This window comes from Banduia mediterranea (genome assembly GCF_031846245.1).
GTDB lineage: Bacteria > Pseudomonadota > Gammaproteobacteria > Nevskiales > Nevskiaceae > Banduia > Banduia mediterranea.
This window is the reverse complement of sequence record NZ_JAVRIC010000004.1, coordinates 79,031-93,720: the sequence shown is the minus strand read 5'-3', so window position 1 is coordinate 93,720 and position 14,690 is coordinate 79,031. Positions and strand designations below refer to the sequence as shown.

Annotated in this window: 16 protein-coding genes; 7 read left to right on the top strand and 9 right to left on the bottom strand. The window is 64.0% G+C overall.

Features of this window, described 5'->3' with window-relative positions; translation table 11 throughout:
• Positions 1 to 7 precede the first annotated feature (7 nt).
• The 5 genes from nth to metG all read right to left on the bottom strand — a co-directional run bounded on the left by nth (position 8) and on the right by metG (position 4,139).
• Positions 8 to 694: an endonuclease III gene (gene nth / locus RM530_RS04185; RefSeq protein ID WP_311363956.1), complete on the bottom strand. Its 687-nt coding sequence runs from the start codon at positions 692 to 694 to the stop codon at positions 8 to 10.
• A gap of 112 nt (positions 695 to 806) precedes the next feature.
• Positions 807 to 1,085 carry a hypothetical protein gene (locus RM530_RS04180; protein WP_311363955.1) on the bottom strand — a complete coding sequence of 93 codons (279 nt, stop codon included), beginning with the start codon at positions 1,083 to 1,085 and terminating at the stop codon, positions 807 to 809.
• Between the two features lie 160 nt (positions 1,086 to 1,245).
• Positions 1,246 to 1,437 carry a hypothetical protein gene (locus RM530_RS04175; protein WP_311363954.1) on the bottom strand — a complete coding sequence of 64 codons (192 nt, stop codon included), beginning with the start codon at positions 1,435 to 1,437 and terminating at the stop codon, positions 1,246 to 1,248.
• A 76-nt stretch (positions 1,438 to 1,513) separates the two neighbouring features.
• Positions 1,514 to 2,107 (bottom strand): RnfABCDGE type electron transport complex subunit B, encoded by a 594-nt coding sequence (locus tag RM530_RS04170; protein WP_311363953.1) that lies wholly within the window; start codon positions 2,105 to 2,107, stop codon positions 1,514 to 1,516.
• 16 nt (positions 2,108 to 2,123) lie between these two features.
• Positions 2,124 to 4,139 (bottom strand): methionine--tRNA ligase, encoded by a 2,016-nt coding sequence (gene metG / locus RM530_RS04165; protein WP_311363952.1) that lies wholly within the window; start codon positions 4,137 to 4,139, stop codon positions 2,124 to 2,126.
• 127 nt (positions 4,140 to 4,266) lie between these two features.
• Between metG and RM530_RS04160 the strand changes: the two genes are divergently transcribed.
• Positions 4,267 to 4,752: a hypothetical protein gene (locus RM530_RS04160; protein WP_311363951.1), complete on the top strand. Its 486-nt coding sequence runs from the start codon at positions 4,267 to 4,269 to the stop codon at positions 4,750 to 4,752.
• Positions 4,753 to 4,765: 13 nt separating this feature from the next.
• On the opposite strand, the gene RM530_RS04155 is transcribed toward RM530_RS04160, so the two are convergent.
• Positions 4,766 to 5,239, bottom strand: a complete 474-nt coding sequence (locus RM530_RS04155) for a TspO/MBR family protein (RefSeq protein ID WP_311363950.1) — start codon at positions 5,237 to 5,239, stop codon at positions 4,766 to 4,768.
• Positions 5,240 to 5,279: 40 nt separating this feature from the next.
• Between RM530_RS04155 and RM530_RS04150 the strand changes: the two genes are divergently transcribed.
• The 5 genes from RM530_RS04150 (at position 5,280) to apbC (ending at position 11,116) form a co-directional block, all read left to right on the top strand.
• On the top strand, positions 5,280 to 5,813 hold the full coding sequence (locus tag RM530_RS04150) for a MarR family winged helix-turn-helix transcriptional regulator (RefSeq protein ID WP_311363949.1): 534 nt from the start codon (positions 5,280 to 5,282) through the stop codon (positions 5,811 to 5,813).
• Between the two features lie 31 nt (positions 5,814 to 5,844).
• Positions 5,845 to 7,287: a TolC family protein gene (locus RM530_RS04145; protein WP_311363948.1), complete on the top strand. Its 1,443-nt coding sequence runs from the start codon at positions 5,845 to 5,847 to the stop codon at positions 7,285 to 7,287.
• On the top strand, positions 7,280 to 8,383 hold the full coding sequence (locus tag RM530_RS04140) for an HlyD family secretion protein (protein ID WP_311363947.1): 1,104 nt from the start codon (positions 7,280 to 7,282) through the stop codon (positions 8,381 to 8,383). Before RM530_RS04145 ends, RM530_RS04140 begins: the two co-directional genes overlap by 8 nt.
• A gap of 8 nt (positions 8,384 to 8,391) precedes the next feature.
• Entirely contained in the window at positions 8,392 to 9,960 is a 1,569-nt protein-coding gene (locus RM530_RS04135) for a DHA2 family efflux MFS transporter permease subunit (RefSeq protein WP_311363946.1), read from the top strand.
• Between the two features lie 73 nt (positions 9,961 to 10,033).
• Positions 10,034 to 11,116 (top strand): iron-sulfur cluster carrier protein ApbC, encoded by a 1,083-nt coding sequence (apbC, locus tag RM530_RS04130; protein WP_311363945.1) that lies wholly within the window; start codon positions 10,034 to 10,036, stop codon positions 11,114 to 11,116.
• Positions 11,117 to 11,122: 6 nt separating this feature from the next.
• Here apbC and RM530_RS04125 read toward each other — a convergent pair whose 3' ends face one another.
• Positions 11,123 to 12,058, bottom strand: a complete 936-nt coding sequence (locus tag RM530_RS04125; protein ID WP_311363944.1) for a 2-oxoadipate dioxygenase/decarboxylase family protein — start codon at positions 12,056 to 12,058, stop codon at positions 11,123 to 11,125.
• Between the two features lie 143 nt (positions 12,059 to 12,201).
• Here RM530_RS04125 and RM530_RS04120 point away from each other — a divergent pair, with 143 nt between their 5' ends.
• Positions 12,202 to 13,959 carry a DUF885 domain-containing protein gene (locus RM530_RS04120; protein WP_311363943.1) on the top strand — a complete coding sequence of 586 codons (1,758 nt, stop codon included), beginning with the start codon at positions 12,202 to 12,204 and terminating at the stop codon, positions 13,957 to 13,959.
• An 83-nt stretch (positions 13,960 to 14,042) separates the two neighbouring features.
• Here RM530_RS04120 and RM530_RS04115 read toward each other — a convergent pair whose 3' ends face one another.
• Positions 14,043 to 14,315: a hypothetical protein gene (locus RM530_RS04115; protein ID WP_311363942.1), complete on the bottom strand. Its 273-nt coding sequence runs from the start codon at positions 14,313 to 14,315 to the stop codon at positions 14,043 to 14,045.
• A 5-nt stretch (positions 14,316 to 14,320) separates the two neighbouring features.
• Complete coding sequence (locus RM530_RS04110; protein ID WP_311363941.1) at positions 14,321 to 14,590, bottom strand: BrnT family toxin; 270 nt, start codon at positions 14,588 to 14,590, stop codon at positions 14,321 to 14,323.
• Positions 14,591 to 14,690 lie beyond the last annotated feature (100 nt).

Here is a 14,690-nt window from a genome sequence, read left to right as displayed (position 1 = left end):
TCGCGGCTCAGCCCGGCCCGATGCGGCGACCGCGGCGGGGTGTTGCGGTTTGCTCCCCGGGCTCGGGCGTTTTCGGTCGGTAGGGGCACAGGTCCTCGATCGGGCAGCGCCAGCATTCCGGCACGCGGGCCTTGCAAATGTAGCGGCCGTGCAGGATCAGCCAGTGGTGCGCATCGCGCAGATATTCCCTGGGGATGACCCGCATCAGCCGATCCTCGACCTCGCGCACGGTTTTTCCAGGCGCCAGCTTGATGCGATTGGCCAAGCGGAAGATATGCGTATCCACGGCGATCGTATGTTCGCCGTAAGCGGTGTTCAGCACCACATTGGCGGTCTTGCGGCCGACGCCGGGCAAGGCTTCCAGGGCCTCGCGTGAGCGCGGCACTTCGCCATCATGTTGCTCCACCAGGATTCGACATAGCGCCATGACGTTCCTGGCCTTGGCGTTGAACAGGCCGATGGTCTTGATGTGTTCGCGCAAACCCTCCAATCCCAGATCCAGGATCGCCTGCGGTGTATTCGCGACCTGGTAAAGGCGCGCCGTGGCTTTGTTGACGGACACGTCTGTGGCCTGAGCCGACAACACGACTGCCACCAGCAGCTCGAATGGCGTGGTGTAGAGCAGCTCCGTGGTCGGGGCCGGATTGTTTTGCTTGAGGCGCGCGAAAATCTCGCGGCGGGTCTGGGCGTTCAAGCGTGGCGGGTTCCAAGCGGATCTCCGCGCATTATGAACCGTGCGGTGCAGCGGTATTCCAAGGAGCAAGGGCCGCGATTCGCGGCCCTTGCTCCTCGCCAGCGGTGCGCGTTTAGCGCGAAACCACCAGTTCGAATCCCTCCGCGTTCATGCAGTCCTTGTAGTCCTGGAACTCCGCCGAATAGGCGTTGCCGGAACCGGTGAATCCGGAGGTGTCTTCACAGGAGGCGTTCTTGACGAAGAACGCGGTCTGTCGCACCGGTTGTCTGGCCGTCCAGGAGTAGGTCGGCGCAGCCGCAGTCTGCGCTGTGGAGGCGACCGGCTGTGAAGTCGAGGCGCAGGCCATCAGTAATGCCGCCGGGGCCAAAACCAGTAGCAGGCTCTTTTTCATATCGGTCTCCTCCATGTCATGTTGATGTCACAAAACTACGATAGGGATAAATATCCAGGACGTCAACTTTTTTCTTAGGATGATTGATCCTATAAATCCGACACGGAAACTGCGTGGGAATTCGATCCTTCGGGGAAGGGCAGCGAAGGCGGGCCGGCGGTTACTTGCCGAATTTGTGGCGCAGCGTGTACCAGCTCGGGTACGGGATCTGGCGTGGTTCTTCTTTTTGTGTCCAGAAACGCACGACGCGACCGTCCGACAGATGCAGCGCCTTGGCCACGTCCTTGTTGGACAGATTTTTCTTATCCATCCATTGGCGCAGCTCTTTGGCGGTCGGCGGGTATTTCTTCATCGGGCGGTGCCGGTGGTGGGACCGTGAATCCTATGTGACTGTCCCCGCGCTGCGCCAGCGCGCGGCCAGCGGCGAATCAGGGTTTGCCGGCGCGGGCACGGACTCTTGCGAGCAGATCGTCCATCGTCGCCGCGTCGCGCAACGGCGAGGTTCGCGCTCGCCGTTTCGATTCGCGCTCATCGCTCTGGCCTTGCAGGCGGGCTGTGCGTAACTCGAAGCGCTGCCGCGAGCGCGTTGCGCGCTCGCGGCCCAGGTACGGGTCGATCTGACGCGGCACCCACTCGATGCAGTCGACCGGGCACGGCGGCAGGCATAGCTCGCAGCCGGTGCACTCGGCTTCGACTACGGTGTGCATCAGCTTGGGCGCGCCGACGATCGCGTCCACCGGGCAGACCTGGATGCATTTGTAGCAGCCGATGCAGCGCGCTTCGTCGATCAGCGCCACGAACGGCTGCGTCTCCGGCTCACCGTAAGCCGGGTCCAGCGGCAGCGCCGGCTGGCCGGTGATTGCCGCGAGTTCCGCGATCGTCTCGCCGCCGCCCGGTGGACACTGATTGATGCGAGCCTCGCCGCTGGCGATCGCCTCCGCATACGGGCGGCAGCCGTCGTAACCGCAGCGCGTGCATTGCGTCTGCGGCAGCCGTGCATCGATGGAGTCGGCAAGACTCACGCGAAATCCGGGAGGTTTACTTGACGCGCATGCCGGGCTCGGCGCCCGAGTCCGGCGACAGAATGTACGGCTTGCCGTCACCGAAGGAGGCGGCGAGCACCATGCCTTCGGACAGGCCGAAACGCATCTTGCGCGGTGCCAGATTGGCCACCACCACGGTCAAACGCCCGACCAGCGATTCCGGTGTGTACTGCGATTTGATGCCGGCGAAGACCTGGCGTTTGCCCAGCTCGCCCACGTCCAGTGTCAGCCTGAGCAGTTTGTCAGCGCCTTCCACCGCCTCGGCGGCGTCGATACGCGCGATGCGCAGATCCACCCGGGTGAAATCATTGATGCCGATTTCCTCGGATTGCGATGCCGCTGCGCTTGTGGCGGCTGCGGTCGCGGGGGCGAGATCTTCCCGGGATGCGTCGACCATGGCTTTGATCCTGTCGGTTTCGATACGGGTGATCAGTGGCTGGTACGGGCGAATCCCGTGATCGAGCAAGGGCGTGGCCGCGTCGGTCCATTGCAGCGCGGGAATCGCCAGAAAGGCTTCGGCTTCGCTGGCGAGTTTCGGCAGCACCGGCTTGAGATACAGCGTCAGCAGCCGGAACACGTTGAGGAACGTGGTGCACACCCGATGGAGCTCGGCTTCGCGCGCCGGATCCTTGGCGATCAGCCACGGGGCGTTCTTCTGGATCACTTCATTGGCCTGGTCGGCCAGCGCCATGATGCGGCGTACTGCGGCGGCGAAGTCGCGGGTTTCGTAGGCCCCGGCGATCGTCTCGGCTTCGGCCGCGAATCGGTCGAGCAAGGCCGGATCATGCACGGCCTCCGCCAGACGCCCGCCGAAACGCTTGCTGATGAAGCCGGCGCAGCGGCTGGCGATGTTGACGTACTTGCCGACCAGATCACTGTTGATGCGCGCGACGAAGTCGTCGAGATTGAGGTCGAGATCGACCACGCCGTCCGACAGCTTGGCAGCGTAGTAGTAGCGCAGGCATTCCGGATTCAGATGCTGCAGGTAGGTGTCGGCGCGGATGAAGGTACCGCGGCTCTTGCTCATCTTGGCGCCGTCCACCGTCAGATAGCCGTTGACGGACAGTCCGGTCGGCAGGCGCAGTCCGGCGCCCTTGAGCATGGCCGGCCAGAACAGGCCGTGGAAGTTGACGATGTCCTTGCCGATGAAGTGCCACATCTCCCATTCGGAACCGATGGCGATGTAGTCGTCGATGTTGCGGCCCTGGGTGGTACACCAGTTCTGCAGGCTGGCGAAGTAGCCGACCGGCGCGTCCAGCCAGACATAAAAGTATTTGCCGGGTGCGTCCGGAATCTCGAAGCCGAAGTAAGGCGCGTCGCGTGAGATATCCCAGTCGCGCAGGCCGGCCGTGGTCCATTCGCGCAGCTTGGCGCGCACCGCGCTTTGCAACTTTGATTCCGCCAGCCACTGCTCCACGGCGGCTTGCAGTGCTTCCAGCCGGAAGAAGTAATGATCCGAGGCGCGTGTTTCCGGTACGGCGCCGGACACCACCGAACGTGGATTCTTCAGCTCGGTCGGTGCGTAGGTGGCGCCGCAGTTTTCGCAGTTGTCGCCGTACTGGTCGGTGGTGCCGCAACGCGGGCATTCGCCCTTGATGTAGCGGTCCGGCAGGAACATCTGCTTGATCGGGTCGTAGGCCTGCTCGACCGAGCGCGTGGCGATGTGGCCGGCCTCGCGCAGTGCCCTATAGATACGCTGCGCCAGTTCGCGATTTTCGTCCGAGTGCGTCGTGTAATAGTTGTCGAAACTGATGTTGAAGCCGGCGAAGTCGCGCTCGTGCATGTCACGGATTCGCGCGATGAAGGCCTCGGGCGTTTCGCCGGCCTTTTCCGCGGCCAGCATGATCGGCGTGCCGTGCGCGTCGTCGGCGCAGACATAGGTGACTTCATGGCCACGCAGACGCTGGAATCGAACCCAGATGTCGGCCTGGATGTAGCCCACCAGATGACCGAGATGAATCGGTCCGTTGGCGTAGGGCAGGGCGTTGGTGACGAAGATCTTGCGCGGCATGGCCGGCTTCGGGACAGTCAGAGGGGCGCGGATTATCGCATGGAGACAGTTCAGGCCGCGTTCACGTTTCGCGCTCTAGCGTCGGCCTACCACCCAAGGATGCCCGTTTCGGCATCACGGAGCCACGATGAACCGTCAATCACCCTGTCGGCTGTCACGATATGGCGCCCTGCTTGCCGCCTGCGCGCTGTCACTGGCGGCAGCACCGGTCCTGGCCGATTCCAAGTGGTACGCCAACAAGGGTCACGACGAGCATCGCGACCGCAATGATCGCCACGGTCATGAAGGTCGGCATGGTCACGATAATCGTCACGAGCACAATGCCCGTTACGCGCAGCACGAGCGAGACGTCCGCGTGATCTATCGGCAGCCGTACGCAGCGCACCAGCCCGCGCGCTACCGGTATGTCTACTATCCACGTTACGAAACCTATTACGCGCCGGACCGCAACCTCTGGTACTGGCCGCAAGGCCACAGCTGGCACAGCGCAAGCCGTGCGCCCTCGTTTCTGGGTAGTCGCATCGATGTCGGGGGCGTCACGATTCTGCTGGATAGCGGACGGCCTTACGAGCGCCACGAGCGGATCCGTCACGAATACGCATACGGCTACTGAAGCGCGCCGACGTTCAGTTAAGCCGTACGATCGAGGCGTTGAGCAGCGCCGCGAACGAAACCCAGGCTAGATATGGCAGCATCAGCCAGCCTGCGACTCGGTCGTGCGCGAAGAAGCGTCGTGTGGTCAGCAGGATCGCCAGCCACAGCAGCAGAATTTCGAACAAGGCCCATTCCGGCCGGCGCAGTCCAAAGAACAGCACCGACCAGAGGCCGTTCAGCGCGAGCTGCGCAGCGAACAGGCTCAAGGCCGCTGAAGCGGGCGTCCAACCACCGCTATACAGAACCCGCCACGCGGCCACGGCCATCATCAGGTAGAGCGCTGTCCAGGCTGGGCCGAACACCCAATCGGGTGGATTGAAGACCGGCTTCTCAAGAGCACGATACCAAGTGTCGACACTGCTCGCGGTGGCGAGCCCGCCAATTGCGGCGACGGCGAAAACCAGCAGGAGGGTGCCAAGCAGGCTGAGGATTGCGCTTCGGTTCATGGTGAACGGCCGGTTTCTGGATTCGCGATGGTAGGGGTGCTTGATCGCCGCCGTATGGAATGTCAGTATCGCTGAATATCTGTCGTACCGCGTATTATCATTGGCCGGAAAACATCCAATCTCCGAATCGGCAACGGGTACTCTAGGCCTGCCATCCGAGTTCGAAGACTACCTTGCGTTCAGCCTGATCAAGACGACCTTGTTTCTGACCGAGCGCCTCAATCAGGTCACCGCTCCGGACGGCCTCACTCCGCGTCACTTCGGGCTGCTCCGGCTTTTGCACAGCCGTGGTCCGATGCGCCAGACGGATATCGCCGAGTTGCTGCGTGGTGACAGAACCACCGTCATGCAGTTCATCGACCATCTGGAACGTCTCGACATGGTCGTGCGCGAGCGCGATCCGGACGACCGGCGCGCCAATGCCGTGACGCTGACGGCCAAGGGCCTTGATTATCTCGAAGCCAATATGCCGCGAATGGCCTTGGCCGAGGACGAGTTTCTGGAACCGCTCAGCCTTTCAGAGCGCAAACGTCTCAAGTCTCTTGTGAAGAAGCTGTTGGTCACGCACTGGTAACAGGCATCGGCTGACAAAAGGAAACGTCTACATGAACCATCTTCAGCGCGATAGTGCGCCCTGCTCGAAGTCCTGCAAGGCACGTGGCCTGGTCCTGATCGGCGCCATGCTCTTGTGCAGCGGGGCCGCATGGGCCGCCGAGGCGCCCTTGACGCTCGAACAGGCGATTCACGATGCGGTGGCGCGTGCGCCATCCTCGCTCGCCGCCAGCGCCGCGGTGAGCACCGCAGACGCCGAGGCGCGACAGGCCGACGGCAGCCTCCGGCCACAGGTTGATCTGGCGGCCTCGCAGACGCGCGCAACCACCAATCTGGCGGCGCAGGGCCTCATGCTTCCGGGCCTCGATCCCCTCATCGGTCCGTTTTCGACCTTCGACGCACGGGTCGAGCTGTCGCAAGTGATCTTCGACTGGAGTCGCGTGCTGCAGAGCCGCAGCGCACGCCTGGCGGTCGACGTCGCCAAGGCGCAGGCGGCGCTGGCGCGTGAGCACGCGGCCTCACGTGCGGCGATCGCCTATATCAATGTGCTGGGTTCGGAACAGGGGCTCGAAGCAGGCAAGGCCAACCTCGCGCTGTCCGAGGATCTTTACAGGCTGGCGGTCGATCAGCGTGATGCCGGCGTGGCTTCCGGAATCGACGTGGCGCGTGCCGAAACGGCTGTTTCGCAGAACCGCTTTCGTGTGTCCGAGGCGGATACCGCCTTGCAGACGGCGCGCCTGAATTTGCGCCGCGCGATTGCGTTGCCGAGCGACCAGCCCATGAACCTGACGGGTCGTCTGCAACGCCAGCAAGTCATGGTGCCGGAGCCCGAACAGGCGCTTTCGGTGGCGCGACGCACGCGGCCCGATCTGTTGGTGATCGCGGCGCAGCTCGATCAGCTCGATCAGCTCCTGGCCGCGGCCAGGAGCGAACGTCTGCCCAAACTCGTGGCATATGCCGACTACGGCTATTCCGGCAGTACCCCGGTACAGAACGAGGAACGGACCTATCGCTATGGCGCCAGCGTCGAAGTGCCGATTTTCACCGGCGGAACCATCGGCGCCGCCACCGATGCCGCCCTGAGTCGCATCACTGAAGCACGCCTGCGTGCGGACGATCTCAATGCCCAGGTCGAGGAGGATGTGCTCACGGCATTGGTGCAGGTACGCAATCGTGCCGAGCAGGTGGACGCTGCGGCGTCGACCCGTTCCCTGGCGGAGCGTGAGCTGACGCTGGCGCGAGACCGCTTCAGCCAGGGCGTGGCGGACAACATCGAAGTGGTGTCCGCGCAGGCATCGTTGACCGAGGCGCGGGCGGGCTACGTGCAGGCACTGGCCGGCTTCCAGCAGGCGCGCGTCAATCTCGCGGCGGCATTGGGGCAGGCCGAAACATTCAGTCTGGAACAGAATGTGATTGCCTCGCCTGCTGCTGCGAGCCCTGCGAGCCGCAATGACGGCGGAGGGCTTGGCGTAGCCGAAAGGAACAACCATGGCTGAGCCGACGCAGTCGGTGAACGATCGCAAGAAACGACGATCCCGTGCCGGCACTCTGGTGGCGATCATCGTGGTGGCGCTGGGCGTGGTCGCCTGGTGGTGGTTGGGGCGTGGACGGGTGTCTACGGACAACGCCTTCATCCAGGCCGATATCGTGCAATTGTCGCCGCGGATCAACGGTACCGTTGCCGAAGTGCTGGTCGACGAAAATGACTGGGTCGACGCCGGACAGCCGCTGGTGCGGCTCGACCCGGTGGACTATGACGTGCAGGTTGATCAGGCTCGTGCCGCAGTGGCGACCGCGCGTGCCCAGCTCGAAACCGCCGCAGCCGACCTGGACCTGACGCGCGAGCAAAGTGAAGCCGGTGTCTTGCAGGCCGAAGCGGTCTTGCGGGCCGCACAGTCGGAGGCCTCACGCGCCGCCAAGGATGCGCAGCGCTACCGCGACCTGTTGGCCAAGGATGAAATCGCGCGTCAGCAGGTCGATCAGATCGAGACCATGGCGCAGTCCGCACGCGAGCAGGTCGAGCAGGCCCGCGCCGGCCTGCGTCAGGCGCGAACCGCGCCGCAGCAGGTTGCCGCCAGGCAGGCTCAGGTGAATGCCGCCCAGGCCCGGCTGGAGCAGGCCGAAGCCATCCTGCGTCAGGCCGAGCTTGAGCGGTCGTATTGCGAAATCCGCGCGCCGCGCGCCGGCCGTGTAACGCGCAAGAACGTGCTTGCCGGACAGCAGGTGGCGGTTGGCAAGCCGATGCTGGCGCTGGTGTCGAACGAGCCCTGGGTGATCGCCAACTTCAAGGAAACCCAGCTCACGGACATGCGTCCCGGCCAGGCGGCGAGCTTCGAGATCGACGCTTACCCGGACTATGAATTCCACGGCTACGTGGAAAGCATCCAGGCCGGCACGGGCTCCATATTCAGCCTGCTGCCGCCGGAGAACGCCACCGGGAACTATGTAAAGGTGGTGCAGCGGGTACCCGTGAAGCTGATGTTTGACCCGGAACCGGATGAGGCGCACCGGCTGGTGCCCGGCATGTCCGTGGTGCCGACCGTGGATGTCGCACGCGCCCCGCGCGAGCTGCCGCGCCAGAGCGGTCCCTAGGGCGCGGCATGGCCGGGATCAGCGCCGGCTCGGCGGGTCTTCCTGCGAGCGCCCGCAACCCGTACCTGATCGCGACGGTCGTCGGGATTGCGGCGTTCATGGAGGTGTTGGACATCTCCATCGCCAACGTCGCGCTGCAGCACATCGCCGGTTCGCTGTCTGCGGGCCAGGAGGAGTCCACCTGGGTGCTGACCTCCTATCTGGTGGCCAATGGCATCGTGCTGCCGATGAGCGGCTGGCTGTCGGATCTGATCGGCCGTCGCCGTTTTTTCATCATGTCGGTGGGCGTGTTCTCGGTGGCATCGTTCCTATGCGGGATCGCGCCCAGCCTGGAGTTGCTGATCTGCGCCCGCGTGCTGCAGGGCTTCGGCGGGGCCGGCCTGCAGCCGGTGTCGCAGGCGATCCTGTCGGATGCCTTCCCGCCGGAAAAGCGCGGCATGGCCTTCGGCATCTACGGTATGGCCGTGGTCGCGGCGCCGGCGATCGGACCTACCCTGGGAGGCTGGATCACCGAGAACTACAGCTGGCATTGGATCTTTCTGATCAATGTGCCGATCGGCATGCTGCTGATCGCGCTGGCGCGCGTGTTCGTGTCCGACCCCCCGGAACTGGTCGAGGCCCGCAAGACGCGAATGGCACGCGGGTTCAAGATCGACTACCTGGGTTTGGCTCTGATCACGCTGGGGCTCGGTGCCTTGCAGATCGTGCTCGACAAGGGCCAGCAGGAAGACTGGTTCGACTCCGGCTTCATCCAGTTGTGGGCGCTGTTCGCGGCGATAGGAATCGTCGGCGCGGTGTTCTGGGAACTGCGCCAGAAGGATCCCATCGTCAACCTGCGCCTGCTCCGGCAACGCAATTTCGGCATCGCCAACGGCCTCATGTTCTTGCTGGGCTTCGTTCTGCTCAGCACCACCCTGCTGCTGCCGCAGCTGACGCAGTCGCTGCTGGGATACAACGCGCTGCTGGCCGGCCTGGTGCTGACGCCCGGCGGCATGATCCTGCTGGTGCTGATGCCGCTGATGGGGCGGCTGGTGTCGGTGATCGACGCCCGTCTGCTGATCGGCATCGGCTGCATGATCGTCGGCAGCTCGATGCTCTACATGGGCACGCTGAGTCTGGACGTGGACTTCAATACGCTGGTGTGGGCGCGCATGTTCCAGACTGCGGGGCTGGCCTTTCTGTTCATACCGATCAATACCCTGGCCTATGTCGGGATCTCGCCCGACCAGAGCGGTTCCGCCTCCGCGCTCATCAACCTGATGCGCAACGTCGGCGGCAGTTTCGGCATTTCACTGACCACCACACTGCTGGCGCGCGGCGCGCAGGCCCACCAGGTGGAACTGGTCGACCGTGTAACGCCGCTCGACCCGGTCTACCAGGCCACGATGGACGGCCTGCAGGCGGCCACCGGCAGTGAACAGGCAGCCCACGGCGCGATCTATCAGATGGTGGTGCAGCAGGCGACGATGTTGTCGTTCGTCGATGTCTTTCACGTGCTGGCGATCATCATCTTTGCCTGCCTGCTCTCGGTGTTCGCACTGCGCAAGGGGGGAGCGCCGCCGCCGGGTGCGCATTGAGCCCAACGAGGCCTGTGCATGTCGCGTGATAGCGGCCTAGACTTTCCGCCCCCTTTGCACATTCCGAGGTTTCGTGAACGCGCACGCCGATACCGAACTGCTGGCCCTGCTCGATCAGATCGTCGACCCCTTGATCGGTCGCGGACTGGCCGAGGCCGGGGCCGTCGCCGAGGCACGTCGCGAGGACGGCCGCGCCATCGTGCATCTGCGTCTGGACTTCCCGGCGGCGAGCCTGCGCGACACCCTGATCGGCCGGGTGCGCGCCCTGCTGACTGAACATGGCATCGAATCACAAGTCACGCTGGACTGGGCCGTGCGCTCGCATGCGGCGCAGCAGAAGCTGGTGCCTTTGCCGGGTATTCGCAATGTCATCGCCGTGGCCAGCGGCAAGGGCGGCGTCGGCAAGTCCACGGTCGCCGCAAATTTCGCGCTGGCGCTGCTGGCGGAAGGCGCGCGTGTCGGCATGCTCGATGCGGATATCTATGGCCCCAGTCAGCCGCAGATGCTGGGCGTGCCGGACGAGAAGCCGCAATCGCCGGATGGCAAGCTCGCGATCCCGGTGCGTGCGCACGGGCTGCAGGTGATGTCGATCGGTTTTCTGGTGGACCCCGAGCAGCCGATGATCTGGCGCGGCCCGATCGTCACGCAGGCGCTGATGCAGTTGATCAACGACGCGCGCTGGGACGATCTGGATTATCTCGTGGTCGATATGCCGCCCGGTACCGGCGACGTACAGCTGACGCTGGCGCAGCGCATTCCCCTGGCCGGGGCGGTGATCGTGACCACGCCGCAGGACATCGCCACGCTCGATGCCAAGCGCGGCCTGCAGATGTTCCGCCGCGTGGAAGTGCCGGTGCTCGGCATTGTCGAGAACATGGCGCTGTACACCTGTCCGAACTGCGGGCGCAGCGAGCACGTGTTCGGCCAGGGCGGCGGCGACAGTATCGCGGAGCGTTACGACGTGGAACTGCTCGGCAGCCTGCCGCTGTCGCGCTCGATCCGCGAGCAGGCCGATTCCGGTGTGCCGACCGTGGTTGCGGAGCCCGAATCCGAGATCGCCCTGCTTTATCGCAGCATCGCGCGCCGGGCCGTGGCTCGCCTGGCCTACGGCGAAGCGCCTGACGCGTTTCCGAGCATCGAGATTGCCGAGGACTGAGACGGCTCAGCAGCTTTCGGCTGCCGCGCGCGCATGCGTGCTTGCGGCATCGAAGATCTTCTCGGCATTGGCGGCGAGAAAATTCTTGAAGATGCGCGGCGCACCGTCGGTCCTGTCGACCAGTCCGCGTTCGATGATTTCCACGAACTGCCTTTCGGTCTGCGCGCTGCCGATGCGGCCGTCGGCCTCGCGCACCGGCGTCTCCATCGTCGCCGCCATCGTCGCCGTCTGACGCAGCTTGCTGCCGGGTTCGCCCTGAATCTTCGGCAGCAGGCGGAAGCCCCGTTCACGCATCGCTGTCGTCATTTCGTCGATGCCGGGATAGCCGGCGGCGAGCACGTCGATGGTCACGTGGTTGAAGTCCGGCCCCAGCGCCAGTGCACTGGCGGCTTCCCCTGAGACTTCGGCAACTGCCTGCAGTGTGCTGCGTTTCATCGGCGGTCCGTTGCGCGTCATCAATCGGTCGACGAAATAGTCGATGAAAGCCTGCGCCTCATCGGCTTCCAGGCCGGATTCGCCAGCCTTGGCGATCAGGGCTCTGAACCTGGCGTGATCCACCGCATCGGCCTGCTCCGCACAATCCTCGCGAATCAGGGCAGTCACGTCCGGCGGAAAGGCGTCGAGGTCGACCTGCGACACGAAAATCTTGAACTGCGTGGAATCGTCTCCTGGTACCTGAAGATCGAATGACACGAGTTTCTTGGTCGGGAACGCGTAGTCCAGGTCGCGCTGGAGTCCCAGCACTGCCGCGGCCTCCACGAACAGATCGCGCACCGCCGGGTCGGCCGTGCGGATCGCGCCGTGATCGTTGCGGAACCGGCCGCCGTTGTCCGCCACCAGCTTTTGCAGGGCGAGGAAATCGGGGACATTGGTCGCGAACTTCGCCGTGGCCGCTTCGACGAAGCGGGCGCGCAGCTCGGCGGTGGCAATGGTCTGAGCCATTTCTGGAACTCCGTAGGCGGGGTGAGTATGAACCGCGGGGCCGAAGTCTAATCCAAGCGACCACGCTATGGCGGATGCTGCCCGGCATGAGCCGAAGCGGTTAGAGTCGCCCGGGTTCTTGACCTGTTTTTGGGGATTTCTTCATGCGAAATGCGTTCGGTCTTTGGCTGTGCGCCGGCCTCATCGCCTGGGCGAACCTGGCCCCGGCCGCAACCGTAACCAACCCGGCCCTGACCGAAGCCGTTGCGCTCTACGAGCAGATCGACTGGCCGGAAATGAGCGAGGATGATCTGGCGGGCGACGACCGGCTGCTGCCGGATCTCAGTCCTGCGGCAGACCAATTGCGCGAAACCAGTCTGCGTCAGGTGCGGGCACGACTCGTCGGGATCCCGGCCGCAGGCCTGGATGAAAAGGATCGCATCACCCTGGCCCTGCTCAAATGGACGGTCGACGAGCACATCGACGCCACCGCGTTCGATGAGGCGCGCATGCCCTTCAACAGCGACGGCGGTTTCGACCTCGCGCTGAACTACCGCGCGGACCGCACCCGCCCCGCCACGGTCGAGCAGGCCGAGCACTGGCTGGCGGTACTGGGAGCCGTTCCGGACTACTACCGCGCCAACCTCGACAATCTGCGGCGGGGTGTCGACACCGGATTCGTGTTGCCGCACATCACGGTCGAATCGGTGTTGCCGCGTGTACGCAGGGCGGCGGCGGTGCCGGTCGAACAGGACCCTCTGCTGGCGCCGTTGTCGGAGCTACCGGAATCGATTCCAGAGCAGCAGCGGACGGCGCTGCTCGACCGAGGACGCGCGCTGATCCGCGACCGGATCGGCCCGGCGCGCGCCGACTTCGCCCGCTTCCTCGAAGCCGAATACCTGCCGGCCTCGACGAAAAGCCTGGCGGTGTCCTCGCTGCCGGATGGCGAGGCCTACTACCGCTTCCTGGTGCGACGTCATACCACGACCACGATGACGCCCGAGCAGATCTTCGAACTCGGCCAGCGCGAGGTGGCGCGAATTCGCGCGCGCATGCAGGCGGTGATGGAGGAGGTCGGCTTCGACGGTACGCTCAGCGCGTTCATCGCCAGCCTGCGCGCCGACCCGCAATTCGTGGCGGCCAGCCGTCAGGACCTGCTCGAAAAGGCGTCCGAAATCGCCAAGCGCGTCGATGGCCTGCTGCCGGCCCACTTCAAGACCTTGCCACGGCTCAGCTATGGCGTGCGCGCGGTGCCGGCGGACATCGAGGACGGCTACACCACCGGCCGTTATTTTTCCGGCGATCCGGACAAGGGCCGGGCCGGCGGGTTGATGATCAACACCTCACATCTCGACCAGCGCCCGCTCTATGAGCTTCCGGCGTTGGTATTGCACGAAGGCGCGCCCGGTCACCACATTCAGGTCGCGCTCGCGCAGGAACAGGACGAAGTGCCGGATTTCCGCCGCGAGCTGTATTTCACGCCGTTCGGCGAAGGCTGGGGCCTGTACGCGGAGCGCCTCGGCGAAAGCATGGGAATCTACCGCGATGCCTACGAGCGGTTCGGTCGTTTGTCCTACGAAATGTGGCGCGCCTGCCGCCTGGTCGCCGATACGGGTATTCACTGGAAGCACTGGAGCTTCGAGCAGGCCCGTGCCTGTTTCGCCGACAACACCGCGATGTCGCCGCTGAACATCGATATCGAATTGCAGCGCTACGTCTCCTGGCCCGGGCAGGCGCTCGGCTACAAGATCGGCGAACTCAAACTGGTTGAGCTGCGTTCCAGAGCCGAAGCTGCCCTCGGTGCGGACTTTGACGTACGCACCTTCCATGACGCCGTGCTGTTCAACGGATCGCTGCCGATGACGGTGCTGGAACAGCAGGTGGAGGCATGGATCGCGGCGCGAAAGCTCGAGGGAACCTGAAGCTGCCGGGGCCCCGGTGCGGGGTCACGGATTCCGCGAGGAAGGATTTTGGCGCCGTCGGGATTCGATGTGGGCTCTCGAACTCACCCTTCGTCGCGCAAGCGGCCCTCCACGTACTTGTGGAGAATGCTCGCGATCAAGGTTTGATACGGGATGCCCTCCGCCAGTGCGCGTTTCTGCAAGCCACGCAAATCGCGTGAGGACAGACGAATGTTGATTCGTGCGTCTTTTCGAAACGTCGCTTCGGCGTAGCCTTGGTGGCGCTGCAACAAGGACCGAGCCTCAGCAACCCGCTTGAGTGTTCCAGCCTCGAAGGCTTCGAGAATTTCTTCTTCTTCCCGGTCGCGTTCAGTCATCGCGTTCACCTTTTGTATCTTTGGGTGGCCTTTCGGCTTGGGATGATTGTCTTGAGAAAGACTTCGTTCTCGGACTCCACGAATGGCACCAGATAGACATATGCCTCGATCTCGATCGCGTAAATCCTCTGCCCCGGATACCGGTCTTGATTGGGGTGCTCGAAGATGTCCAGTACATCACCGGCTTCCAGATGAAACAGCACCTCCTCGAAACTGATACCACGCTCCCGTTTCAGAAGTGCATTCCTTTCCGGAGCCCATGCGAACAGTTTCACGGAGAGCCATCCAGGACAACGTGTGCCTAATGTACTCCGGCACCATGAAGAGTTTCATCCTTACCGCGTTGTTCTTCAATACTGGGCATGAGGTTCGGAA